The organism is Streptosporangium sp. NPDC002544 (assembly GCF_040295965.1).
Lineage (GTDB): Bacteria > Actinomycetota > Actinomycetes > Streptosporangiales > Streptosporangiaceae > Streptosporangium.
The window spans coordinates 126547-147912 of the sequence record NZ_JBEOWJ010000022.1 but is presented as its reverse complement, the minus strand read 5'-3'; the positions used below and the strand labels follow the sequence as shown (position 1 = coordinate 147912).

Annotated in this window: 23 protein-coding genes and 1 pseudogene; 12 read left to right on the top strand and 12 right to left on the bottom strand. The window is 68.2% G+C overall.

What is annotated here, in order from left to right; genetic code table 11:
* Nucleotides 1-98 precede the first annotated feature (98 nt).
* Nucleotides 99-608 carry a MarR family winged helix-turn-helix transcriptional regulator gene (locus ABT061_RS30015; protein ID WP_350924225.1) on the top strand — a complete coding sequence of 170 codons (510 nt, stop codon included), beginning with the start codon at nt 99-101 and terminating at the stop codon, nt 606-608.
* Between the two features lie 213 nt (nt 609-821).
* A complete protein-coding gene (locus ABT061_RS30010) occupies nt 822-1991 on the top strand; it encodes an ATP-binding protein (protein WP_350924223.1) in 1170 nt (389 codons plus the stop codon).
* Nucleotides 1992-2097: 106 nt separating this feature from the next.
* On the opposite strand, the gene ABT061_RS30005 is transcribed toward ABT061_RS30010, so the two are convergent.
* The gene (locus ABT061_RS30005; RefSeq protein ID WP_350924221.1) at nt 2098-3345 is read right to left on the bottom strand and encodes an MFS transporter; all 1248 of its coding nucleotides are present in this window, start codon (nt 3343-3345) and stop codon (nt 2098-2100) included.
* 54 nt (nt 3346-3399) lie between these two features.
* On the opposite strand from ABT061_RS30005, the gene ABT061_RS30000 reads away from it, so the two are divergent.
* The gene (locus tag ABT061_RS30000) at nt 3400-4620 is read left to right on the top strand and encodes a LacI family DNA-binding transcriptional regulator (RefSeq protein WP_350924219.1); all 1221 of its coding nucleotides are present in this window, start codon (nt 3400-3402) and stop codon (nt 4618-4620) included.
* 19 nt (nt 4621-4639) lie between these two features.
* Here ABT061_RS30000 and ABT061_RS29995 read toward each other — a convergent pair whose 3' ends face one another.
* Nucleotides 4640-5749, bottom strand: a complete 1110-nt coding sequence (locus ABT061_RS29995; RefSeq protein ID WP_350924217.1) for an acyltransferase family protein — start codon at nt 5747-5749, stop codon at nt 4640-4642.
* A gap of 689 nt (nt 5750-6438) precedes the next feature.
* Between ABT061_RS29995 and ABT061_RS29990 the strand changes: the two genes are divergently transcribed.
* On the top strand, nt 6439-6585 hold the full coding sequence (locus ABT061_RS29990) for a hypothetical protein (protein ID WP_350924215.1): 147 nt from the start codon (nt 6439-6441) through the stop codon (nt 6583-6585).
* A gap of 116 nt (nt 6586-6701) precedes the next feature.
* Nucleotides 6702-7424: a helix-turn-helix domain-containing protein gene (locus tag ABT061_RS29985; protein ID WP_350924212.1), complete on the top strand. Its 723-nt coding sequence runs from the start codon at nt 6702-6704 to the stop codon at nt 7422-7424.
* On the opposite strand, the pseudogene ABT061_RS29980 reads toward ABT061_RS29985, so the two are convergent.
* From ABT061_RS29980 to ABT061_RS29970, 3 genes and pseudogenes are all read right to left on the bottom strand, one after another.
* Nucleotides 7415-7562: pseudogene (locus ABT061_RS29980) on the bottom strand (IS256 family transposase); the annotation flags it as partial. The gene ABT061_RS29985 and the pseudogene ABT061_RS29980 sit on opposite strands and share 10 nt — an antisense overlap.
* 164 nt (nt 7563-7726) lie before the next feature.
* A complete protein-coding gene (locus ABT061_RS29975; RefSeq protein WP_350924210.1) occupies nt 7727-8431 on the bottom strand; it encodes a CPBP family intramembrane glutamic endopeptidase in 705 nt (234 codons plus the stop codon).
* 395 nt (nt 8432-8826) lie between these two features.
* Nucleotides 8827-9270 carry a winged helix-turn-helix transcriptional regulator gene (locus ABT061_RS29970; protein WP_350924208.1) on the bottom strand — a complete coding sequence of 148 codons (444 nt, stop codon included), beginning with the start codon at nt 9268-9270 and terminating at the stop codon, nt 8827-8829.
* A 79-nt stretch (nt 9271-9349) separates the two neighbouring features.
* Here ABT061_RS29970 and ABT061_RS29965 point away from each other — a divergent pair, with 79 nt between their 5' ends.
* The 3 genes from ABT061_RS29965 (at nt 9350) to ABT061_RS29955 (ending at nt 11835) form a co-directional block, all read left to right on the top strand.
* Nucleotides 9350-10273, top strand: a complete 924-nt coding sequence (locus tag ABT061_RS29965; protein WP_502991497.1) for an aldo/keto reductase family oxidoreductase — start codon at nt 9350-9352, stop codon at nt 10271-10273.
* Between the two features lie 169 nt (nt 10274-10442).
* Entirely contained in the window at nt 10443-11279 is an 837-nt protein-coding gene (locus tag ABT061_RS29960) for an alpha/beta fold hydrolase (protein WP_350924206.1), read from the top strand.
* A complete protein-coding gene (locus ABT061_RS29955) occupies nt 11272-11835 on the top strand; it encodes a TetR/AcrR family transcriptional regulator (protein WP_350924204.1) in 564 nt (187 codons plus the stop codon). Before ABT061_RS29960 ends, ABT061_RS29955 begins: the two co-directional genes overlap by 8 nt.
* Before the next feature lie 19 nt (nt 11836-11854).
* Here the strand turns inward: ABT061_RS29955 and ABT061_RS29950 are convergent, their stop codons facing one another.
* A complete protein-coding gene (locus ABT061_RS29950) occupies nt 11855-12217 on the bottom strand; it encodes a hypothetical protein (RefSeq protein ID WP_350924202.1) in 363 nt (120 codons plus the stop codon).
* A 102-nt stretch (nt 12218-12319) separates the two neighbouring features.
* Here ABT061_RS29950 and sigJ point away from each other — a divergent pair, with 102 nt between their 5' ends.
* Together sigJ and ABT061_RS29940 are read left to right on the top strand one after the other, a co-directional pair.
* A complete protein-coding gene (gene sigJ / locus ABT061_RS29945) occupies nt 12320-13252 on the top strand; it encodes an RNA polymerase sigma factor SigJ (RefSeq protein ID WP_350924199.1) in 933 nt (310 codons plus the stop codon).
* A gap of 143 nt (nt 13253-13395) precedes the next feature.
* Nucleotides 13396-13947, top strand: coding sequence for a hypothetical protein (locus ABT061_RS29940; RefSeq protein ID WP_350924197.1), 552 nt, complete (start codon nt 13396-13398; stop codon nt 13945-13947).
* A gap of 241 nt (nt 13948-14188) precedes the next feature.
* On the opposite strand, the gene ABT061_RS29935 is transcribed toward ABT061_RS29940, so the two are convergent.
* From ABT061_RS29935 to ABT061_RS29920, 4 genes are all read right to left on the bottom strand, one after another.
* A complete protein-coding gene (locus ABT061_RS29935) occupies nt 14189-14518 on the bottom strand; it encodes a hypothetical protein (protein WP_350924195.1) in 330 nt (109 codons plus the stop codon).
* 294 nt (nt 14519-14812) lie between these two features.
* A complete protein-coding gene (locus ABT061_RS29930) occupies nt 14813-15028 on the bottom strand; it encodes a PIN domain-containing protein (RefSeq protein ID WP_350924295.1) in 216 nt (71 codons plus the stop codon).
* Nucleotides 14940-15125 (bottom strand): type II toxin-antitoxin system Phd/YefM family antitoxin, encoded by a 186-nt coding sequence (locus ABT061_RS29925; protein WP_350924193.1) that lies wholly within the window; start codon nt 15123-15125, stop codon nt 14940-14942. Before ABT061_RS29925 ends, ABT061_RS29930 begins: the two co-directional genes overlap by 89 nt.
* A 398-nt stretch (nt 15126-15523) precedes the next feature.
* The gene (locus tag ABT061_RS29920) at nt 15524-16126 is read right to left on the bottom strand and encodes an ATP-binding protein (RefSeq protein WP_350924191.1); all 603 of its coding nucleotides are present in this window, start codon (nt 16124-16126) and stop codon (nt 15524-15526) included.
* A gap of 325 nt (nt 16127-16451) precedes the next feature.
* Here ABT061_RS29920 and ABT061_RS29915 point away from each other — a divergent pair, with 325 nt between their 5' ends.
* A complete protein-coding gene (locus ABT061_RS29915; RefSeq protein ID WP_350924189.1) occupies nt 16452-18062 on the top strand; it encodes an NsdA family TPR-like regulatory protein in 1611 nt (536 codons plus the stop codon).
* A 45-nt stretch (nt 18063-18107) separates the two neighbouring features.
* On the opposite strand, the gene ABT061_RS29910 is transcribed toward ABT061_RS29915, so the two are convergent.
* Both ABT061_RS29910 and ABT061_RS29905 read right to left on the bottom strand, forming a co-directional pair.
* Nucleotides 18108-18683, bottom strand: coding sequence for a GNAT family N-acetyltransferase (locus tag ABT061_RS29910; RefSeq protein ID WP_350924187.1), 576 nt, complete (start codon nt 18681-18683; stop codon nt 18108-18110).
* Between the two features lie 92 nt (nt 18684-18775).
* Nucleotides 18776-20011: an NAD(P)/FAD-dependent oxidoreductase gene (locus ABT061_RS29905; protein ID WP_350924185.1), complete on the bottom strand. Its 1236-nt coding sequence runs from the start codon at nt 20009-20011 to the stop codon at nt 18776-18778.
* A gap of 520 nt (nt 20012-20531) precedes the next feature.
* Here ABT061_RS29905 and ABT061_RS29900 point away from each other — a divergent pair.
* On the top strand, nt 20532-21188 hold the full coding sequence (locus ABT061_RS29900) for a hypothetical protein (RefSeq protein WP_350924183.1): 657 nt from the start codon (nt 20532-20534) through the stop codon (nt 21186-21188).
* Nucleotides 21189-21366 lie beyond the last annotated feature (178 nt).

Sequence of the window (21366 nt, the reverse complement as noted above, 5' to 3'; positions counted from 1 at the left end):
CATCACACAGTAGTTGCGCTACACAGTAGCTGTGTTGCGCAGCTAAAATACATGATTACTGCGCGACGCAGCAATATTGGAAGGGAGCAGGTGTCACGATGACGAAGCCGAACCCGGACAGGGAAGCGCTGCTTGCCGAGCTCATCGGCGACGCGGTGCCCCGCTGGGCGATCCTGGTCGTGCAGCTCAACAACGTTGTCGCCAACCGATTGGGGGTCATCGACACCGATGTGCAATGCCTACACGTGCTGGGCCATCACGGCCCCGCGACACCGAGCGTTCTGGCCAAGCACGTGAATCTCACCACCGGATCGGCCTCACGCATGATCGACCGGCTCGTCGCCGCGGGTTGCGTCCGGCGGGTGGCCGACCCCGACGACCGCAGGCGGGTCCTCATCGAACCCACCCAGGACGGCCTCGACCGAGTCACTGCCGCCTACGCGGGATTGATCGCACGCACCCGGGACGACCTCGGTGCTTTCGACGACGAAGAGCTCAGCACCGTCCTCCGCTTCATGAGAACGGCCGAGCGCAGCACCGCCGCCGAAATCAACCGACTTCAATCCACGCCCGACGATAAGGAAAGCCCCACAGGAACTCACGTGTAACCCGTCGATCACCGACCAACCACCTCGAAATCTCGGCAGATCGAAAGTCGATCCTTCGGCAGATTGAAAGTCCGACGTTCGGCAGATTGAAAGGCAACCCTTCGGCAGATCGAAAGTCAGTGTTACTGTCTCCCCATGCGACAGGGGATCGAATACACACCGAGACGCGCGACGGAGCTGGTCTGTGACGCGCTCCAGGACACTCGTGTCATCGTGATCAACGGTGCCCGCCAGGTAGGAAAAAGCACTCTTGCCGAGCGAGTCCTCAGCCAGATCCCCAACAGCGTCGCACGCTTTCTCGACGATCCGGCCGTCCGCGCGGCGGCGATCGACGACCCCGTCCGCTTCATCCGTCACGACGGTCTGATGCTCATCGACGAAGTGCAACGCGTTCCAGACCTCTGGCTTGCCATCAAGCATCTGGTCGACCGAGACCCTCGCCCCGGCCGGTTCCTGCTCACCGGTTCCGCACGCCTGCTCGCATTGCGGAGCATCCCGGACGCGCTGCCAGGACGATCGGAGACGATCGAACTATGGCCGCTCTCCCAGGGAGAAATCGACGACGAGCCCGACGGATTCGTTGACGCGGCGTTCGGCCTCGGCTCCGACCTCCGGGCCGAGCCGCGCGGGTTCCGTCGCAAGGACTATCTGTCACGGGCGATCAGGGGCGGCTATCCGGAAGCCGTCAGGAGAGACGCGCCACGCCGTCGCCACAGGTTCTTCGAAGGCTACCTCGCCGACATGATCAGCAGAGATGTCAAGCAGGTGGCCGACATCGAGCGCACCAGCGACATGCGGAGACTCCTCGCACTCCTCGCGGCGCAGACCGGAGGGCTACTCAATCTCAGCCGACTCGGGTCCGAGCTGAGCATCTCCACACCTACTGTCCGCAACTACGTGGAGATCCTGGAAACCATCTATCTGATCCGCATCATCCCTGCCTGGTCGGCCAACACGACCACGCGCGCGGTCGCCACACCGAAGATGGTCTTCGTCGACACAGGTCTCGCCGGATATCTGAGCACCGGGGCCGTCAGTGACTCTCTCACCGGAGGACTGCTGGAGAATTTCGTCCTCGGCGAGATCTCGCGGCAGTTGACCTGGTCTCAGACGTCCGCACGGCTTTATCACTATCGGGACCGAGATCAGTACGAGGTCGACGGCGTCATCGAGAACAACGCGGGCGAGATCATCGGCATTGAGGTCAAGGCCTCGGAGACCGTACGTTCCGACGACTTTCGGGGGCTGCGCCTCCTGCAGCGCAGGCTCGGATCCCGGCTGCGCGCGGGGTTCGTTCTCTACTGTGGCCAGGATTCCCTGAGCTTCGGCGACGGGCTCTCCTGCCTGCCAATCTCCGCATTATGGACGGCGGGCAGTAAATGATCTTTTTCCGCCAAGCAGGTGCAACCGGCCCGAATACCGGGGAAACCCGGTACGCGAGCCCGACAGAGGTGGCCAGGCCGGTCATGGCTGGAAGCAGGCCGGGCTGTCATGAGATGCGGCCGCTGATCTTCTTCGCATGGTGGAGGTCACCGGGGTCCCACCAAGAGCCGGTGCGGACGGCCGAGCGCAGGGCGGGCCAGGACAGGGCCGCGAGGGTGGCGGCCAGGGCGGCGACGGCCGTCATCGCCCCCGACAGGCCGGTGGCCTCGGCCCAGCGCCCGACGTAGACGGGACCGGCGAGGAAGCCCAGGTAGGCCACGGTGGCCACCACGGATGTCGCCCTCCCCCTGGCGGCCTCGCCGACCTGGGCGGCGACGACGCCCATCAGGGTGGGGAAGAGCACCGCCGTACCGGCCGCGGCCAGGGCCAGCCCGAGCAGGACCACCGGGACGGACTGCGCACCGGACACCAGCAGGGTTCCGGCGGCGGCCGTCACGGCGCCGGAGACCAGCACGGTCGTGGCGTACCTGGAGCCGAACGCGCCGGCGGCGAAACGGGTGAGGGCGACGACGGCGGCGAAGACCGCCGGACCGGCCGAGGCGAGCGCGGGACCGGCGTCGGCCACGTCCGCCAGGTAGACCGCGCCCCAGCTCTGGTGGGCGTTCTCCACCGCGAAGGCCAGCGCGCCCAGCCCGCCGACCACGAGCAGCGGGAACAGACGCACCCCTCTCCCGCCCGCTCGGCTTACCTCGTCCCCGTGCCGCCCGCCGCCCCGGGCGGCCCCCGCCGCGACCGGGGCGACCCGTGCATCGGCGACGACACTGAGCGCCGCACCGGTCGTGGCGACCGCGACCAGCAGGAACGGTACGACGACCGGCACTCCCAGGGCGCCGAGCAGCCCGGCGGAGAGGCTGCCGACCACCACCAGGGCGGAGAAGGTGCCGTGCGCGCGGGTGATGACCGGCCTGCCGGAGGCCCGTTCCGCCGAGCCCGCCGCGGAGTTGATCGCGACGTCCGCCGCGCCCGAGGAGGCGCCGAGCAGGGCCAGACCCGCCGACAGACTCCAGAAGTCGCGTCCGGCCACGGCCACCAGCGTCCCCGCTGCGCCGAGCGTCACCAGCAGCAGCGCGGCGACCCGGAGCCCCCAGCGATCGACCGCCCTGCCGGTGACCAGCATCGCGGGCAGCGCCCCCGCCCCGATGAAGAGCAGCGCCGTACCGAGTTCCCCGTCACCGAGCCCCGCCTGGGCACGGATAGCGGGCACCGAGGCACCCCACACTCCCCAGAAAGCACCGAACGCGGCAAAACCCGCATAGGCCGTACGCGCCCGGGTACCACCCTTCTCCACTGACACGCGTGTAACGATACACAAACTCCTTGTGTATCGATACACAGATATCCTCGGCCCATGAGCGGACGGGCGGCACGACGCCGGGTGACCATGGCCGAGGTCGCCCGCGCGGCAGGGGTGTCCGTGATGACCGTCTCGTACGCCTATGGCCAGCCGGGACGGGTCTCCGACGAGGCACGGGCCAGGGTCCGCGAGGCCGCCGAACGCCTCGGCTACCCGGGACCACACCCCGGCGCGCGGTCACTGCGCCGGGGTCACACCGGCACCCTGGGCGTCGTCCTCGGCGAGCACCTCACCTACGCCTTCGACGACCCCCAGGCGACCCGCTTCCTGTCCGGCGTCGCCCAGGTCTGCGCCGACCACGGCATGGCGCTGACGCTCGTCCCGGTCACCGGAGCCCCCTCCGACGTCGACCGGGTCACCGAGGCCGCCGTCGACGCCTTCGTGGTCTGGACGACGGCCGACGACGACCCCGTCATCGACGCCATCACCGCCACCGGCCTGCCAGCCGTGATCCACGGCGGCCCCCACCGCGACGGTCTGTTCTTCGTGGCCGCGGACGACCGCGCCGCCGCCGCTGCCGTGGGCCGCGAGGTCTTCGCAGGGGCACGGCGCCCGGGAGTGCTGAGTTTCCCCCTCGACCGCGACCGGATCTCCCAGGTCGCCTTCGGTGCGGCCGGTCCCGGCCCGCTCCCCGATCTCGGGCGTACTCCCACTCCAGATCGCGTTCCCGCTACCGCGCCCTCCGCCCCTGTCCGTGCTTCCGTCCCCACGGCCCTCGACCCGAACGCCGAGCCTCCCGGTACCACTCCGGGCAGCGCGTCTCCGGGAATCGACCCCGACGCCTCGACCTTCCGGGTCACCCGGCAGCGCCTGCGCGGCTACCGCGACGCCTGGGCCTCCACCGGCGGCGACTGGTCACAGGTCCTGGTCGCCGTCTGCTCCACCAACAGCGCGCGCGAGGCCGAAGTCCTCGCGGCCGAACTGCTCACCGGCCCGTACGCCTGCGACGCGATCGCCGCGATGAGCGACGAGTTGGCCCTCGGCGCGCTGCGCACCGCCGCCCGGCTGGGCCTGAGCGTCCCCGGCGACCTCACCCTCAGCGGCTGGGACGACTCCGACGCGGCCACCCCCGCCGGGCTCACCACGATCGCCCAGTCCCTCCGCGACCAGGGCGCCCACTGCGCCCGCACCGCCCTTGGCCACCCCGCCCCCGCCGGTCAGAGCGCCGACGTCTCCTGGCACCTGATCAGCCGCACCTCCACCCGGCGGCCCTGAAAGACGGACACGCACGGCGTCACCGAGCCACCGGGGTGAGGAGCCGTTTCAACCGGGGTGCCAGCGGGCGTTCGACCGCGACGTTGACGGCGTAGGCCGCCAGGCACATCAGCATCACCGTGCCGACCAGCAGCACGTGCTGCTGCACGACGTCGCCGAGCCGGTCGAAGACGATGAAGCCGACGTGCGCGTGGATCAGGTACAGCGGGTAGGTCAGGGCTCCGGCGACGGCGAACCAGGGGCGGCCGAGCCGTTGGGTGACGCGGAGCGAGACGAGGAACATCACGATGAAGATCGCGACGATGACGGCGACGACGACGGCGCTCTCGATCTCGGTGTGGTAGCGGGTGCCCACCTTGCCGGCGAACTCGATACCCCGGTAGACGGCGTTGCCGAAAGAGATCAGCACGATCGCGGCGAGCTGCGCCGACAGGCCGAACCGGTAGACCATGCACAGGGCCATGCCCGCGATGAAGTAGTGCGAGAACTGCGACTGCACCACCAGGTCGGCCACCGAGTGAACCGAGGAGGGAAGCACTCCGCTCTGCAGCAGGAAGGTCAGGGCCAACCAGCCCCACAGCACTCCGATGACCCGGTTCCGGGTGATGCCGATCCAGGCGAGCACGAAGATGAGCGCGTAGAACCTGATCTCGGCCCACAGCGTCCAGTAGACGACGTCGACATTGGGAATGTCGGGCAACGAATTGAACATCGTCAGATTGGCCAGATACTGCCCAAACGTGATGGGATATTTTCCCATACCCAGCGTGACCGAGACCACCGTCGTGATCGTGACCGCGACCCAGAAGGCCGGATAGAGGCGGACGATTCGCGAGACCAGAAAGGCTCCCGGGCGACGGTTCCAGGCACTGAGCAGCACGACGAAACCGCTGATCAAGAAGAACATGTCCACGCCCAGGTAACCGAACCTGGCGATCTCACTCCCTGCGGGAAAACCGACCTGGATCGCACCGCCCGCGTACCCGGAAAAGACGTAGTGGTATATCGCCACGGCGACAGCCGCGGCGATACGGAGCGCATCGATTTCGTGGAGCCGGTCGCGATTCGGGGCACGATTCCGTCCGGCCCCTGACACCAGGCCAGGAGACCTGTCACGTTCCGCGACCATACTCCGAGAGGGGGAAAGATTCACTTGACCTCGGCCATCAAACGCTAGCTCTTCGTACGGACAGGCGAAGGGCAGTCTCAGCGCCGATATCCCTCGGACGGTCCACCCTTACTTATCGATATCGGTTGGACACTTTGCCATATCAGCCAGGGATGCGCCGATAAACAGCAGATTCCGATGATGCCGCTGCCATTCGGAGTAACCATCGAATCAGCATCCGGCCCCGAATATCGACGAACCGTTCGAGATCTTTGACGACCCCTCTCCGGCCTATCGGACAAATCAGACCATAAAGATTACCGAACCCGAATATTGTTCTCAGAATCTCTGCCGGCCATACTTCCCATAATTAAAAGTGAAAGATCTTACATAATTGCCCGTCGACACAATGCTGTTGCCTTCCAGCGCCATGCACCGACGAAAGAGACCGGACGCCACGGCTGCCGGAGGCGTTCGTCACCGCCTGGGCATCACGCCGCCGTCATTTCATGGGGTGGGTGCCGTAGCGGCGAGGGTCAGGGCTCCCACAAGGGCGGCGCGGGGGCCCAGGGTGATCGTCCACCCGGCTGTCGATATCGCTGGGCGCCGCCGGCGGCCAGGCGGTCAGGATCAGGCCCGCGACCGCCGAAGACCTCGGCGGCCTCTCCTGGTACACCACGCCCCGTGCCGGTTACGGCACCCCCGAAGCCGTGCTGGACCCGGCCACCCAGCAGCTCACCGTGAAGGCCCAGCTCACCAACACCGGCAGCACCGTGGCAGAGTTCCAGACCCAGGTGTTCATCGCAGAGAAGATGGATCTGGCCGAGCGTGGGCATCCGTGTCTTCGACGAGCATGATGATGGTCGTCTGCTCTTACAACGAGGATCGAGGGCCCGGCGGTTGAGCGTGTCCCTGGGCATGGGCTGTGCTCGATCCAGGACGATCCGGCGCGACATCAGAGGAGGACCCGGGCATGGCCTGGAGCACGCGACAGCTCGCCGACCTCGCCGGCACCACCATCAAGACGGTGCGGCACTACCACCAAATGGGGCTGCTCGAGTTGCCCGGCCGAGCGCCCAACGGGTACAAGCAATACCAGACGACGCACCTCGTCCGGCTGCTTCAGATCAAGCGGCTGACCGAGCTCGGCCTGTCGCTCGCCCAGATCCGGGCGATGGGGAGTGCGGACGAGGAGCCCGACGAAGCCATCCGCGTGCTCGATGCCGAGCTGGCACGCACAATCGAGCGCCTGCAACGGATTCGCGCGGAACTGGCTGTCATCCTCAAGTACCGGGCCCCCTTGGACACCCCACTGCCGTTCGGTCCGGTCGCCGAAGGATTGTCGGAGCGGGACCGGGCCTTGCTGACCGTGTTCTCGGGGGTGCTCAAGGACAGCGCTCTCGACGACCTCCGTCAGCTCATGACAGAGGCCACCGAGGGCGAGGCCGACGAAGAGTTCTACTACCTCCCAGAGGACGCCGACGACGCGACGATCGAGACCATCGCGCGCCATCTGGCCGAGTCGATCCAGCGGAGCCAGGCCCGGTTCCCCTGGATGGCGGACCCCGGCTCCGCGGCGACGCGCGGCCCTGGGTTCGCCGAGGCCGCGATCGCGTCCGCTTTCGCCGAGCTGTTCAACGCCGCCCAGCTGAAGGTACTCGCTCGCGCCCAGGCGCTGGCAGGCGAGGCGAGTTGATCGAGGGCTCGTATCCAGCTGGTGGTGACGGCGCTTCGACGAGCCGGCCGGAGGCATTGCGCTTCTCGGCTGGCAAGCCCGCGCTCTTTCTCACGATCACGGGCACGTTTGTCCTCCGATGTTGCAGATCGCCAACCACGGCGTACCTCTCGCGGAGCGGAAAGGCCAGCGCCTCCTGTTTGGTCCCAGAGCATCCACGCGCACCAGGTCCACGTACAACCACGCAGCGGTAAGAGACGATCGACCCCGCCCTCGCGGCAATCATGCGTGAGTCTCGATCGCGGGGAAGCTCGTCGAGTAGCTCAGTAGCCGATGCCGTGGTACAGCAGGCCCGCACTGTTGTAGACGACGTGGACGACCACGGCCGGCCAGATCGAGCCGGAGAGTCGGAGCAGCAGCCCGGTGCCGAGCCCGACAACGAACGCGATCGGCATGACGCTGTTGATGCCGTGCGCGACGGCGAAGACCGCCGCGCTCACGATCACGCCGATCCAGGTGCCCCAGCGGAACAGGAAGCTCGCGAACACACCGCGGAACAGGACCTCCTCACCGATGGGCGTCAGCAGGCCGCCGAGCACGATCGTCACCACGAGGGAGAGCACGCCCGAGCGCGCAGCGTCGCGATAGCCCTCCTGGACGCTCTCTGACCCGGGGAAGAACGGGTCGAAGATCGCCGAGACCGGCCAGCTGAGCGCGAAGCACGCGAGGGCGACCGCGATGGCCGCGAGCAGCCAACCGGGATGCACGCGCCGCATCCCGAAGGGGCGGACGTCGCGGATGCGGATGAGCACGGCGACGACGAACGCTCCGAGCGGCGCGAGGCCCGAGACGAGGAAGTTCGCCTGGCCAGGCGAGACCGGGGAGCCGGCCGGCAGCAGGTAGGCGATCGTCGACCCGACTGCGTACAGGATCGCGGCCGCGAGCACAGCGACGCCGAGCTCGGGCCAGCCGGGCCGGACGGGCGTGCGGCGGCTCTGGTTCATGGGAACTTCATCCACAGTGTTCATGGCAGCGAGTCTCATCCGTGCCCTAAGGGCATGGTCAACTGACGACCCCCATCATGGAAGTGAAGCGCCATCAGCGGCCGGGCGGAGGGGCTGCGCTCCGGTCTTCGCCTGGAGCCGGGGTCGGGGTCGAGACCGGAAACGGGGCCAGACTACGAGCTGCGCCAGGTGGGCGAGCTGAGGTTTGTCCGCCGTACGGAGCGCGTACCCGGAAAATCGTCCGTCAGCGAGAGCGACCGGTGGCAGGCCCCCGAGGCGGACGCGATGTGGATCGCGCTGTTGTACGGACTCGTGCGACAGCGACGGGAGGTGATCTGCGCACCACCTCACCCGCGACGCCCGGACCTCGACGTCGGCGAGTTGAAGCAGCGGATGGAGGTGAAGATCCGCTGCTTGGTTCAGGTGGTGCGGGTGTCGTACGTCGCGCGGTTGGCGAGCACGTCGTCCATGTGCGTCTCGGCCCAGGTCTTGAGGCCGCGCATCATGTGGTGCAGTGAGAGACCGAGGTCGGTCAGCTCGTAGGTGACCGTGACGGGCACGGTCGGCGTCGCGGTGCGGGTGATCAGGCCGTCACGCTCCAAGGAGCGCAGCGTCTGGGTGAGCATCTTCTGACTGACGCCGGCCAGCAGTCGGGCCAGCTCCGAGTAGCGCATCGACCGGGGCTCACCGGCGCAGTCGGCGCCGAACTGATGCGAGCCGTCGCTGCCCAGCGCGGCCAGGACCAGCGCGACCCATTTGTCGGAGATCCGGTCGAGCAGCTTGCGGCTAGGACATACCGCCAGGAAAGCGTCATATTCCGCCTTGGCCTGTGCCCTCTTCTGGGCCGCCGTCGTCGTTGCCATCGACCGCTCCTCTCACCCGTGGGTGTCTTACGCACTCCAAAGTGCCTACTTCCCGTCAGAAAGTTACCTCTCCAAACTGATGCAGCGAACCGTTATGCACCACCACCAGCTCAACACGAGAGACAGAGGCATGAGCACGCTCTCCACTTCGCTTCCCGGCGGCACCTGGACCCTGGGCGACCTGACCGTCACCCGATTCGGCTACGGCGCCATGCAGCTCGCCGGCCCCGGGGTCATGGGCCCGCCCACCGACCACGACAGCGCACTCGCCGTCCTCCGCGAGGTCGTCGGCCTCGGAATCACCCACATCGACACCGCCCACGCCTACGGACCGCGCGTCACCAACCAGCTGATCCATGAGGCACTGCACCCATACCCGGAATCGCTGCACATCGTGACCAAGGTCGGCGCGACCCGCGACGAGCACGGCGGCTGGCCCGCGGCCCGGCGGCCCGAAGACCTGCGCCGTGCCGTCCACGAGAACCTGGAAACCCTCGGCCTCGAGGTGCTCGACCTGGTCAACCTCCGGCTCGGCGATGCTCAGGGACCCCAGCCCGGCTCGCTCGCCGAGCCCTTCGAGACGCTCGTCGAACTCCAGCGGCAGGGGCTGATCCGCCACCTCGGAGTCAGCAACGCGACGGCGGCACAGATCGCCGAGGCACGGGCGATCGCGCCGATCGTGTGCGTGCAGAACATGTACAACCTCGCCTACCGCCACGACGACAAGCTGATCGACGAGCTCGCCGAAGAGGGCATCGCCTACGTGCCCTTCTTCCCGCTCGGCGGCTTCAGCCCACTGCAGTCCTCGGCGCTGTCGGCCGTGGCCGCCCGGTTGGATGCGACGCCGATGTCTGTCGCCCTGGCCTGGTTGCTGCAGCGGTCGCCGAACATCCTGCTGATTCCTGGCACCTCGTCGGTGGCGCACCTGCGCGAGAACGTCGCCGGCGCCGGACTCTCGCTCTCCGACGGGGAACTCGCCGAGCTGGACAAGATCGGCCTCTAGCGGGGTATCCGCGGCCCCACTCCTGGTGACAGGCGTACGGCCTCGTCTTCGAGGTCTTCGCCGGCGTTGCTTTGAGCGTCAGTGGCCGTGCCGGGGGTTTCGTCGTTGACAGGTTTGGCTAATTACATTAGCTTTTAGCTAACAGAGTTAGCCAGATCTGGAGGATGTCGTGACCGAGTACCTTGCCGTCGACGGCGGCACGATCGCTTACGAGGTGGCGGGGTCCGGCCCGCTGATCGTCCTCGCCCACGGCATGGGCGACAGCAGCGCCGCGTACCGTGCGGTGATCCCGCCGCTGGTGGCGGCGGGCTATCGGGTCGCCGCGGTCGATCTGCGCGGCTGCGGCGAGTCCAGCGTCGACTGGCCGTCCTGGAGCCGCACCGACATCGCCGACGACCTGCTCGCCGTGATCCGCCACCTGGGCGGCCCGGCCGTGCTCGTCGGCCACTCGATCTCCGGCGGCGCCGCCACCATCGCCGCGGCGCGGGAGCCCTCGCTGATCACCGCGGTCGTCGAGTTGGCGCCGTTCACCCGCAAGCAGTCGATCAGCCTCGGCGACCTGCGGGTGAGGCGCTTCCGGCAGGGCATGCTGCGGCTGCTCGGCACGGCCGCGTTCGGCAGCGTGCCGCTCTGGCGCTCGTACCTCGATGTGGCCTACCCCGGTGTGAAACCGGCCGACTGGGCCGAGCGGCTCGGCCGCGTCGACTCCCTGCTGCGCGAGCCGGGCCGGATGAAGGCCATGCAGGGCATGGGCCGCAGCGCCCCGACCGACGCCGGCGCGCAGCTCGGCAACGTCCGCTGCCCGGTCCTGGTCGTGATGGGCACGCTCGACCCCGACTGGGCCGACCCGCACGCCGAGGGTTCGGCGATCGTCGATGCCCTGCCGTCCGGTCTCGGTCGCCTTGAGATGATCGAGGGCGCCGGGCACTACCCGCACGACCAGTTCCCCGACCAGGTGGTTTCGCTCATGCTCGCCTTCCTTCGCTCGGACGCCGCTCGTGCCTAGGGCCGGCCTGGACCCTGCGGCCGTGGTCGCGGCCGGTGCCGCCCTCGCCGACGAGGTGGGCCTCGCCAACCTGACGATGGGTTTGCTGGCCGAGCGGGTGGGCGTGCGGACCCCGTCCCTGTACAAGCACGTGAGCGGCCAGGAAGACCTCAACCGGCGTATCGCGGTCTTGGCGCTGAACGAGGCCGCCGACGCCGTCGGCGGCGCGATCCAGGGGTACGCGGGCCGCGACGCCCTGGCGGCCGCGGCGCGCGCCTTCCGCACCTTCGTCTTGGAGCACCCCGGCCGGTACGCCGCGACGATCGGCACCGAACCGTCCGGCCCGGACGATCCGCTGGCCACCGCGGGCCGGCGGCTGCTCGACGCGTTCACGGCGGTCCTGCGCGGCTACGAGATCGGAGAGTCCGGCATGGACCACGCCCTGCGCATGCTCCGCAGCCTCTGGCACGGCTTCGCCACGTTGCAGGTGGCCAACGGCTTCCAGTGGAGCGCCGACATCGACGAGAGCTTCGAGTGGCTGATCGCCTTCGCCGACCGGGGCCTGCGCGCTATTTGAGAATGCCCCGTATCGGACTTCAGCGCCGCGCCAGCGCCAGCACGCTCAGTCCGAACATCAGGACGCCCAGGGGGAGATGGACCGACGGTATGTGCGCGATGCCGAGCACGACCTGGACCGAGGCGAGGACAAGGAAGCCGGACGCGTGCCAGACGGGCCGGGGCGAGCCGCCGCCCGGCTTCCACGCCAGCACCGCCGCGAGTACGTACAGCATCGACGCCCCGTACATCACGCGGGCTCCGGCACTGTGCAGCGTCTCTCCGTAGGGCGAGGTCAGCAGCAGTCCGGCGGAGACCGCCTGAAGGAAGATGGTCAGGGTCTGCAGGGTGATCGCGATCTGCAGAAACGAGAAGCGGCGCTGTGCCGTCGCCTGGGTTGCCATGCCACGGTCCCCTTTTCCGCCCCGGGGGCAGTAGGTCGATAAGGTCTCACCAGCCCGACGACGCGGGCCTGCGAAAGGTAAGGCGAGGAGGCTGTCGGGAGCATGGGGGCGGCTGGGGCGAGCATCGATGAGATGGCCGGTGAGCGACGCCAACTGATCAATGTCGCCTACCGGTTGCTCGGTTCACTGACCGAGTCCGAGGACGCCGTACAGGAGGCCTACGCGCGCTGGTACGCGCTGCCACGAAGTCGACAGGACGAGATCGTGTCCCCCGGCGCCTGGCTGACGACGGTGACCGGCCGCATCTGCCTGGACGTGCTCGGCTCGGCGCGGGCCCGGCGTGAACGCTATGTCGGCGCGTGGTTGCCCGATCCGCTGCCCGACCACACCGAGTGGGACCGCGGCCATGGCACCGACCCCGCCGACCAGATGGTCCTGGACGAATCGGTGACCATGGCCTTCCTCGTCGTCCTGGAGTCGATGACACCCGCCGAGCGGGTGGCGTTCGTCCTGCACGACGTCTTCCGGTACCCCTTCGCCGAGATCGCCGGCATCCTCGGCCGGACCTCCGCGGCCTGCAAGCAGCTCGCGGCCTCCGCCCGGCGGCGGGTGCGCGTCGCGCGGGCTCCGGTGACGGCGGCCCAGCAGGCCGACGCGGTGCGGCATGTCAAAGAGGCATGGGAGGCCAAGGACATCGCGGCCCTCGTCGAGCTCCTCGACCCGGCCGCCGTGATGACCGCCGACGGCGGCGGCATGGTCGGTACCGTCCTGCGCCCGATCGAAGGCGGTGTGCGCATCGCCCAGTACATGGTCGCCATCGCCGACAAGGCTCCGGGGTTCGAACTCCTGGAGCGGTCGGTCAACGGTGTGCCGGGCCTGGTGGCCCAGCGTGCCGGCACCGTCATGACCGTAGCCTCGTTCGATGTCACCGACGGCCGCGTCACCCGGATCTGGGCGGTCCGCAATCCGGAAAAGCTGCGGCCGTGGGTGCGGGCGAGTTCATGGCCGTCCCTCCCAGAGGCCGGCCTTCGCTGACCGGACCCGGGCGGCCAGGGAAGGACAAGATTCCCAACATTCCAGACCTTCCCGCCCCGGGATCTTGTTCGCTGAAACGTGCCTTGTGAGGGTCGTTTCGTGGCGAGATCCGCCACTGGTACGACCTTGGAAAGGGAAGGTCCATGAAGGCGACGCTCATCAAGCGGGTAACCGCCGTGGCCGCACTTGTCGCGGTGGGACTGCTGTCAACGGGGACCACCACCAACGCCGCGACGCTGGACGACGTTCCGCTCCGCACCGATGTCATCCACGTCGCATCGGGGACCGACGACACTCCGGCTGCTACGCCGCGAGCATCGTCCGATGCGTCGAACGAGACCACAGAGGCTGGGGCGGCCGGCGCCCTGGTGACCGTGAGCCCCCGCGCCGAGTACACGGAGGACCCGCTCCGCATTGGGCGCGTCGCCTGGACACAGCGCTGCCCAGCGTCCAGATTCTGCACCACCCAGGTGGGGAGCGGTGGTCAGAATATTGGATTTCAATTCTACAAGTGCACTGAGTACGCCCTGACCAATTGGGGCGTCAATGGCGACCGCAACAGTTTGGTGTACAACAATCAGAACGTCACCGTGAAGTTCCTCGACCAGCGACACGCTGAGATTCAGTCAACCCCCCCGGGCTATTTCGAAATAATAGATTTCAAGCCGGTATGGTACATCAGTCTCTGCAACTGACCTCGATCTTCTTGTTCTCGGCGCGTGCGCGTTCCCGCTCGTGGTCGATCGCGTCGGGGAACGCCGTCAGGAACGCGAAGGGTAAGCGCCCATGTGATTACCTGTTGTTCCGCCGTGCTGGTTGGATTAAGCGAAAGCAAGGACCGCGACAGACCCGAAACACTTCATCGTGGATCTCGTCGTTCTTCGCGCTCGGACCGGATGACTCCTGTCGATCCATCGATTTGCGTTCAGGCATCCACTACGAACGGTCGCGCGCAGCCATCGCCAGGGCGATGAATTCACGGAAACGCTCGAACTCCTCCGCGTCCATGTTCAGCGGCACCCCGTTGGTAATCCGGTCGTCGCCGCCCCTGCTGCCGAGTACGACCTTGAACCCGTTGCCGCGCGGTTTCGCATCCACTCCGAGAAACGTCACGTGGTAGCGCCTGACACTTGACAAAGTGCGGTGGAAAATCTCAAGAACCCTGCCGTCTTGCACCAGGATGTAGTCGCCGAGCTCGAACTCCGCCGCCATGGTTCCCGCTTTCGGACCGCCCACCGGCCCAATGCCGGCAGCGCGCTTCGACATTCGCCGGTTCGGAGACTACATCCTGGAACCGGCACGGGTGAAGCCGAACCGTGCTGGGATCGATGGAGGCTCTGATGTACCCCGCGTAGGGCGCCCGCTCATAGAGGCGACAACGTTCGTGAACCGTACCCGCCAGGCCCGAGTCACTTCCGAGCTGTCGCAACCCGACGGGCGCGGCCCCGGAACATCAGGCGTAGCGGGCGCGGTAGCGGAGGTGGGTGCCGCCGGTGCCTTCGATGACCGAGGTCGGACATTCCAGATCGCCCGAAGGACTTTTGGGTGCTCGAAAGGGCGTCACACCGGCACTATGGTCACCACGTTTTCGAGTCCTTTGAAGTCGGCGTCGTTACGTGTGTAGAGCGGTAGGCCCCGGGTGGAGGCCACCGCTGCGATCATCAGATCCATTCTGCGGGGGCGGGGATCACGATTGGCGGCGATGGTGAGGGCCACCAGGGTTCCGTAGCGGGCGGCGGCGTCGGCGAGGCAGCGGCCGTAGCTCGGCGACCGCAATGCCGTCGCGAGTGATCTGGTAGGTCTCGCCCGCCTCCACCGCATCCATGACGGCTGCGGAGTTGTTGCGAAACTCGCGCTGCGTAATCGTCTTCATGGGCCCACTGTGTCCTAGCGACGTGCCGGACCTGGCCTCTTCGTCGGTGGAGCCGATGTCGTTGACCGTTCACCACTCCGCGGCGACCAGGACACCGTCATCTCCGGCTCCCGCCACCGGCTGGTTGCCATCGTGCTCCCCGCAGTCTCGGCGCCCGATCGTCGGTGGTCGAACGGCCGTGTCACGAAAGCCGTTCGGCTCTCTTTCGCAGGCATGGGCCGGCACCCGTCATAACGGCCCTTGCCTGTCGACACCGGCTCGGTGGATTCATCGCCTACCGAGCAGACCTTAGTAAAACGGACCGACAAAACAGGCTGGAATCAACGGCGTCCAGCCGACTGCCGGGGAAGCAGGGCAATACCTCGCCACAAAGTCCCATCTCGTCGCAGAGCAAAGGATCACGTACGTGCCGTACGGATCCGGGAGTACGCGGCCGGCTGCCGGGGCACCACGTCCAGACCGTGCCGGGCGAACGGCAGAGCCCAGCGGCCGAAGACGACCTTCCCCCTGGCCGGTGACCGGTAGTGGCCCCACTCGTCGGTGCAGACGCCGACGAGCTGCAGGCCCCGGCCGCTCTCGTCGTCCTCCCCCGCCTCGGTGATCTGGGGCTCGCCGTCGCTGCTGTCCCAGACCTCCGCGAACAGGCCCACGGTGGTGAGGCGCAGCCGCAGCACGATCGGGTACGGGCCGGCGACCTGCGAGCAGGCACAGGGGGCCGAAGGGTGCGGGCAGGCGTAGCCGTCCGGGGTGTGCGGGACGGCGGTGGCCTTGATGGCGTTGGTGGTCATCTCCGAGACGACCAGCACGCAGACATCGGAAAGCTCCCGCAGGCCCCACCTGCGCAGTTGCGTACGGGTGAAGTCGCGGGCCTGGGAGGCGGCGGTCGGCTGCGCCGCCAGCCGCAGCTCGGCCGCGTCCAGGGACAGTTCGTCGGGGGCGCCCAGATCGGGGTGAAACGGTGAGTGCATCGGTCCCGGCCGTTCGACGGGGAGCACGGTCATGTGATGGCTCCAGGGAGGTTCAACGGAGATTCGGTCGCACGTCCCCGGCGCAGATAGGGACGCCCCGCCCGAGCCACGAGATCACGCGAATCCGGCGGCTCCGGCGGTGTCTCAACCCTCCTGTGCGGAGCGTGCCGGAAACAGGCGACGAGACCACGTCTGTTGGTCGCTGTCGGATGTCGATTCGCCCCGCACGACGATGACGCGGCAGGGATCGGCGATCTGGTCGCTGATTTCTGCACTCTGCCGTCACCGAACGTGATCGACCAGTAACGTTCGGCCCGAAGAATCACCACCGGAGGACCCGCCGGGAGAGGCCGAGCCGATGCCACGTGCACCGCGCAGCGTCAAGCAGCAGATGGACATCTTCAGCGCTGAACTCCGCGAGCGTGGTTGCACGTGGGCGGAGGTCGCAGCGGAGTTCCAGCGACGTTGGCACCTGAACTCCCGCCAGGGCTTCCGGGAGGCGCATCGACTCACACAAGCCAAGGTCTGCCATCTATGGAACGAGTACTGGCCGAACGAGCCACTGACGACCCGCAAGCTCGGGTCGTGGGAGGCTTGGCCTGGCCCCACCGGCAACGAGCCGCCGATCGCCGGTCTGAACCGGCTGGCCCGTATCTATCACTGCCGCACCGCCGATCTGGTCGACGGTGAAGACCACCGCGATGCCGACGAGCACAACGCCCCGGCCGCCCGACTCCGAGGACGAGAACTGGTGGCCGCGGGAGCCGCGGGCAGCCTCTGCCACGAGGATATCCAGGGGGTGCTGGCGACCCTGCCGGCCCTGCCCGCCGGACCCGCGCCGGTCGGGTCGACCCGCGAGGAGGAGTACGACGCCCTCGTACGGGCTCTCGCCCAGTGGGCGGCGTCCATGAACCGGCGCGACGTGCTGGCCCTGGTCAGGGCCGCGGCGGCCGCGGCTGCGGCCTCTCCGCTACTGGACCGGCTCAACGACGACGAGCTCGACCGGCTCGCCCTGATCGCCGCCGAGCCGTCCCGGGTGGACCAGGCGACGGTCGACCACATCGACGCGGTGCTGCATCACTGCATGCGCCAGGAGGACAGTCTCGGCCCCCAGTCGGTGCTGGGGACCGTGCTGGCCCAGCAGCACCTGGTGCGGTCGCTGATCCCGGCCGCGTCGACGGACGAGGTGCGCGAGAGGTTGCTGTACCTGCTGGCCAACATCTGCAGGTTCACCGCCTGGGTGCTGTTCAACCTCAACGACTTCAACGGGGCGAACTACTACTACGAGCAGGCCAAGTCGGCCGCGCACCGGGCCGACAACGACGCGATGAACAGCTTCGTCCTGGCCAACTGGTCGCAGCTGGCGACCTGGCAGGGCGATCCCCGCCAGGGTGTCGAGCACGCTCTGGGGGCGCTGGCCTGGGGGCAGCGGGCCGGTAGCAAGCTACTGGTGTCGTACGCGTGCGACGTCGGCGCCCGCGCCTACTCCGCGGTGTTGCGCCGCTCGGCCAAGACCGCTCGCCACAAGGACCACGCCCGGTGCATGAGGAGCCTGGACCGGGCCCTCCGCGAGCTCGGCCACGCGGGCACGGAGGACGTGGGCGGTAAGCTGCTCTACTTCTACGGCGACGGGCAGTATCTGTCGACCAAGACCAAGTGTCTGCTGGACATGGGCGACGCCCAGGCCGCCGTCGAGATGGCCGCCCGATCCCTGGCCCGGATCGACCCGACGTTCGTCCGCAACCTGGCGTTCAGCCGGCTGGACTTGGCGCGCGCGCATCTGCGGCTGCGCGCCATCGACGAGGCGTGCGAGCATATCGGCGAGGCCGCCCGCCTCACCTGCCGGAACACCTCGCCGCGGCTGGCCCGCTCGGTGGTGGAGATCCGCGAGGCGCTGAACCCGTGGGCGAGAACCCGCCAGGTGGCCGCTCTGGACGAGAAGCTGCATGCCCTCCAGCTCATCGCCTGACGAATCACCTGGCGAATCACCTCGCGAATCGTCTGACGAGCCGGCTCACCGGCGGCGTGCCGTGGGTATTTTCTCCAGCACCAGGATGTCGAAGACCGGGGCGGGGATCGGCGGGTCCAGCAGCTTGTGGGACACCTTCCGCCACCCCCACCGCCGGTAGATCGCCCGGGTCCGCGCGGCCCTGGGCTGTACCGACAGTGTCGCCCGCTCGGCACCGGATCCGGCGATCAGCTCGTCGTGGATCCGGTGCCCGACCCCGAGGCCACGCCAGCCGGGCAGCACCCCGTAGTCGATGATGGCGAACGTCCTGGTCCCGGTCTCGGCCGCGAACTCCTCGTCGACCGGTTCGGCCAGCCCGGTCCACCAGCCGGCGTCGGCGGGCAGCAGGTACCCGTACCCGAAGCCGACGAACTCGGGGCCGGAGCGCGCGGTGGTCAGCCGGAATCCGGGCCGGTCCATCAGGCGGGGAAGGTAGGAGCGCTGGTTGGCGAACTCCGCGCGGTTCCCGTTGAAGGGAGGCAACGAGAACACCGCCTGGTAGAGGTCGCAGACCGTCCCGGTCAGCGCGAGCGACTCCCGGTGGCCTCGTGTCTCTATGGTCACGTTCTCGGTGGGGGTCATGCTCGCCTCCTACGGCCCCTCTTCCCATGGCTCCTTACCCGTGGACGGGCGAGCGGCCGCTCCGGTTCCCGTGCCGGGGGCGAGGCCGTGCGTCAGCCTTTCGTGACGTCGCTCAGCGGTACGGAGAGGTCGGCGAGCCGCTCTGGGCGGACGGTCGCACCGCTGCGGATCAGATCCTGGGCCGGTGCGATGCCCTCGTCCCACTGGTTGACGTGCATCCCCGCCACGACGCGCCCGCCGGTGAGCCAGAAGGCGTGGAAGGCGCCCGACCTCAGATCTCCGCGGATGACCACGGAGTCGTACCCGCCGGGCGCGAACCAGCCGGAGAACTCCATGCCGACGTCGTACTGGTCGGTAAAGAAGTAGGGCGGCCGGTCGTAGACGACCGGCCGGCCGAGCATGGCCTTACCCGCGGTCAGCCCCCCGTTGAGTGCGTTGGCCCAGTGCTCGACGCGGATGCGGGTGCCGTACAGGAGGTTGAACGCGTTCGCCACGTCACCGGCGGCGTAGACGTCGGGGTCGTCGGTGCGGAGCGACTCGTCGACGACGATCCCGTTCTCCACCGCCAGGCCGGCCCGCTCGGCGAGTTCGGTGTTGGGGTTCACGCCGATACCGACGATCACCACGTCGGCCGCGACCTCCTGCCCGTCGTCGGTGGCGACCGCGTGGACGCGCCCGGAGCCCAGCAGCCCGGTCACCTCGCGGCCGAGCCGCAGGTCGACGCCGTGCCGCCGGTGCACGTCGGCGAAGAAGGCGCCCAGTTCGGGGCCGAGCGCGGTGTGCAGCGGCACCGCCCTCGGCCCGATGACCGTCACCTCGCAGCCGTACTCCCTGGCGGCCGCGGCGGTCTCCAGCCCGATCCAGCCCGCGCCCACGACGGCCACCCTGCCCCCGCCGCGGAGCGCCTCGCGCAGCCGCTCGGAGTCGTCGAGGCTGCGGAGGTAGTGCACGCCGTCCAGGTCGGCGCCGGGCACGCCGAGGCGGCGCGGTGAGGCGCCGGGCACGAGGAGCAGCTTGTCGTACCGGATGCGCCGCCCGTCGTGCAGTTCCACCTGGTGCGCGGCCCGGTCGAGGTCCGTCACGCGGCGCCCGAGCAGCGGTTCCACGGAGTTGTCCGCGTACCAGCCCTCGTCGTGGACGTAGACCTTGGCCTTCTCCTCCTTGCCGAGCAGGTAGGCCTTCGAGAGCGGAGGCCGCTCGTACGGGAGTTCGGTCTCGGCGCCGATCAGCGTGATCCGGCCTGAGAAGCCCTCCTCGCGCAGGGACTCCGCCGCCTTGGCCCCGGCCAGGCCCGCTCCGACGATGACGAACGTCTGCTCGGTAGTCATGCTCTCCTTCCTATCCGATTCCCACGCCGGTTCCAACGATCGCGAGAGGCCCGGATCCGGGGCGCCGGAGTGACGGGCACCGGGCGATCCTCCCGGGAAACGAACGCCGCGCCCGGCCCCGGTACCGGATTGAGCACGCTTGTCGGAACACGTCCCCCAAACGGGCGGTAAATCAGCGAAAGAAGTCCGGCCGGGGCACGATCCGCTTACTCTCGGGAATTCCCAGGAAAGGCGCCCGAGCCGCCCGCCGGAAAAACACGCCGGTCCTTCGTAATCCCTTTCGTACACGTCGCACCGGGTTCTCTGCACCCTGGTCAGGCCCGTGAAATCACAGGCAGCGAGGTCACGCAAGACCTCCTGCCGATTACCCGGGGAAATTTTCGTTTACCCTGCCGGAAACCAGATTCCGCACTCCAGGAAAGGCGGGCTTATATATTTCCTACGCCATCAAGCTCGCCCCGTGGACGGGGATGCCTACGCCCCTGCCCACGGCGCGCCGTTTTGATAAGGAGCATGCCGCATGCCATTGAATCGACGATTCGCCCGAGTCACGGTCAGCTGCGCGTTCGCGGCGATCGCCGTCCTGAGCCTCGGAGCCTTCTCACCCGCCCCGCCGGCCTCCCCGGGCGGCTCGCCGGCCGCCCCGGTCCAGCGGGTCGACCCGCCCCCCAGGCCCACGGCGCGCGCCCTGACCGCCGACGAGATCCGCAGGAGGGGGCTGGACAAGTACATCGACATGTCCCGCCAGCAGGAAACCCCTCCCAGGATCATCGACACCAACCAGGGCAAGTTCGCCAGCGGCATCCAGTCGCCCGCCAGGCAGTTCTCCAACACCTCCGGTAACTTCACGTCGGGCTGCTGGTATCTGACGACCGCGTACGGGGCTCCGGGCCTCAGCGGGTTCGGCTACCACACGTGGTGCGGCAACGGCACCCAGGTCACGTACACCTCGGCGAGCTGCACGGGAAGCACCAACCTGCCCACCTACATGTACGAGGGCTGCCAGAACATCCAGGCGTACGGGGTCGGCTGGAACGTCTGGGACGTCACGGACGGATGGCGTTTCTGCACCTCCTACAACCCCTACACGGGCGTGTGCTCCTCCCGGGCATACCCGTGGCAGAAGAACCGCTACGGGGCAGGCGGCCAGGTCTGGCTCCTCGGCTGGGGCAACTAGACACTGCCCCCGGGCTCGCGTTTCGCGGCGGCGGCACCGGCCTCACCAGGCCGGCGCCGTCGCCGTTCCGTTTCCCGGCCCCCGAGCGGTGGCGGGACAGGCGTGACGAGCCCTGGCCGGGTGGGCGCGGCAGATAATTCATCACTTGTTGATTTATTGGCCTCTCCGGCCTAACGTT

What these genes read in the sequence shown, in the direction of transcription:
- ABT061_RS29965 (WP_502991497.1), top strand. Translation starts at nt 9,350, where the DNA reads ATGCAGCGAACCGTTATGCACCACCACCAGCTCAACACGAGAGACAGA.
- ABT061_RS30000 (WP_350924219.1), top strand. Translation starts at nt 3,400, where the DNA reads ATGAGCGGACGGGCGGCACGACGCCGGGTGACCATGGCCGAGGTCGCC.
- ABT061_RS29950 (WP_350924202.1), bottom strand. Translation starts at nt 12,217, where the DNA reads ATGGCAACCCAGGCGACGGCACAGCGCCGCTTCTCGTTTCTGCAGATC.
- sigJ (WP_350924199.1), top strand. Translation starts at nt 12,320, where the DNA reads ATGGGGGCGGCTGGGGCGAGCATCGATGAGATGGCCGGTGAGCGACGC.
- ABT061_RS29925 (WP_350924193.1), bottom strand. Translation starts at nt 15,125, where the DNA reads ATGAAGACGATTACGCAGCGCGAGTTTCGCAACAACTCCGCAGCCGTC.
- ABT061_RS29910 (WP_350924187.1), bottom strand. Translation starts at nt 18,683, where the DNA reads ATGACCCCCACCGAGAACGTGACCATAGAGACACGAGGCCACCGGGAG.
- ABT061_RS29995 (WP_350924217.1), bottom strand. Translation starts at nt 5,749, where the DNA reads ATGGTCGCGGAACGTGACAGGTCTCCTGGCCTGGTGTCAGGGGCCGGA.
- ABT061_RS29905 (WP_350924185.1), bottom strand. Translation starts at nt 20,011, where the DNA reads ATGACTACCGAGCAGACGTTCGTCATCGTCGGAGCGGGCCTGGCCGGG.
- ABT061_RS29940 (WP_350924197.1), top strand. Translation starts at nt 13,396, where the DNA reads ATGAAGGCGACGCTCATCAAGCGGGTAACCGCCGTGGCCGCACTTGTC.
- ABT061_RS29970 (WP_350924208.1), bottom strand. Translation starts at nt 9,270, where the DNA reads ATGGCAACGACGACGGCGGCCCAGAAGAGGGCACAGGCCAAGGCGGAA.
- ABT061_RS29920 (WP_350924191.1), bottom strand. Translation starts at nt 16,126, where the DNA reads ATGACCGTGCTCCCCGTCGAACGGCCGGGACCGATGCACTCACCGTTT.
- ABT061_RS29985 (WP_350924212.1), top strand. Translation starts at nt 6,702, where the DNA reads ATGGCCTGGAGCACGCGACAGCTCGCCGACCTCGCCGGCACCACCATC.
- ABT061_RS29900 (WP_350924183.1), top strand. Translation starts at nt 20,532, where the DNA reads ATGCCATTGAATCGACGATTCGCCCGAGTCACGGTCAGCTGCGCGTTC.
- ABT061_RS29935 (WP_350924195.1), bottom strand. Translation starts at nt 14,518, where the DNA reads ATGTCGAAGCGCGCTGCCGGCATTGGGCCGGTGGGCGGTCCGAAAGCG.
- ABT061_RS29975 (WP_350924210.1), bottom strand. Translation starts at nt 8,431, where the DNA reads ATGAACACTGTGGATGAAGTTCCCATGAACCAGAGCCGCCGCACGCCC.
- ABT061_RS30015 (WP_350924225.1), top strand. Translation starts at nt 99, where the DNA reads ATGACGAAGCCGAACCCGGACAGGGAAGCGCTGCTTGCCGAGCTCATC.
- ABT061_RS29915 (WP_350924189.1), top strand. Translation starts at nt 16,452, where the DNA reads ATGCCACGTGCACCGCGCAGCGTCAAGCAGCAGATGGACATCTTCAGC.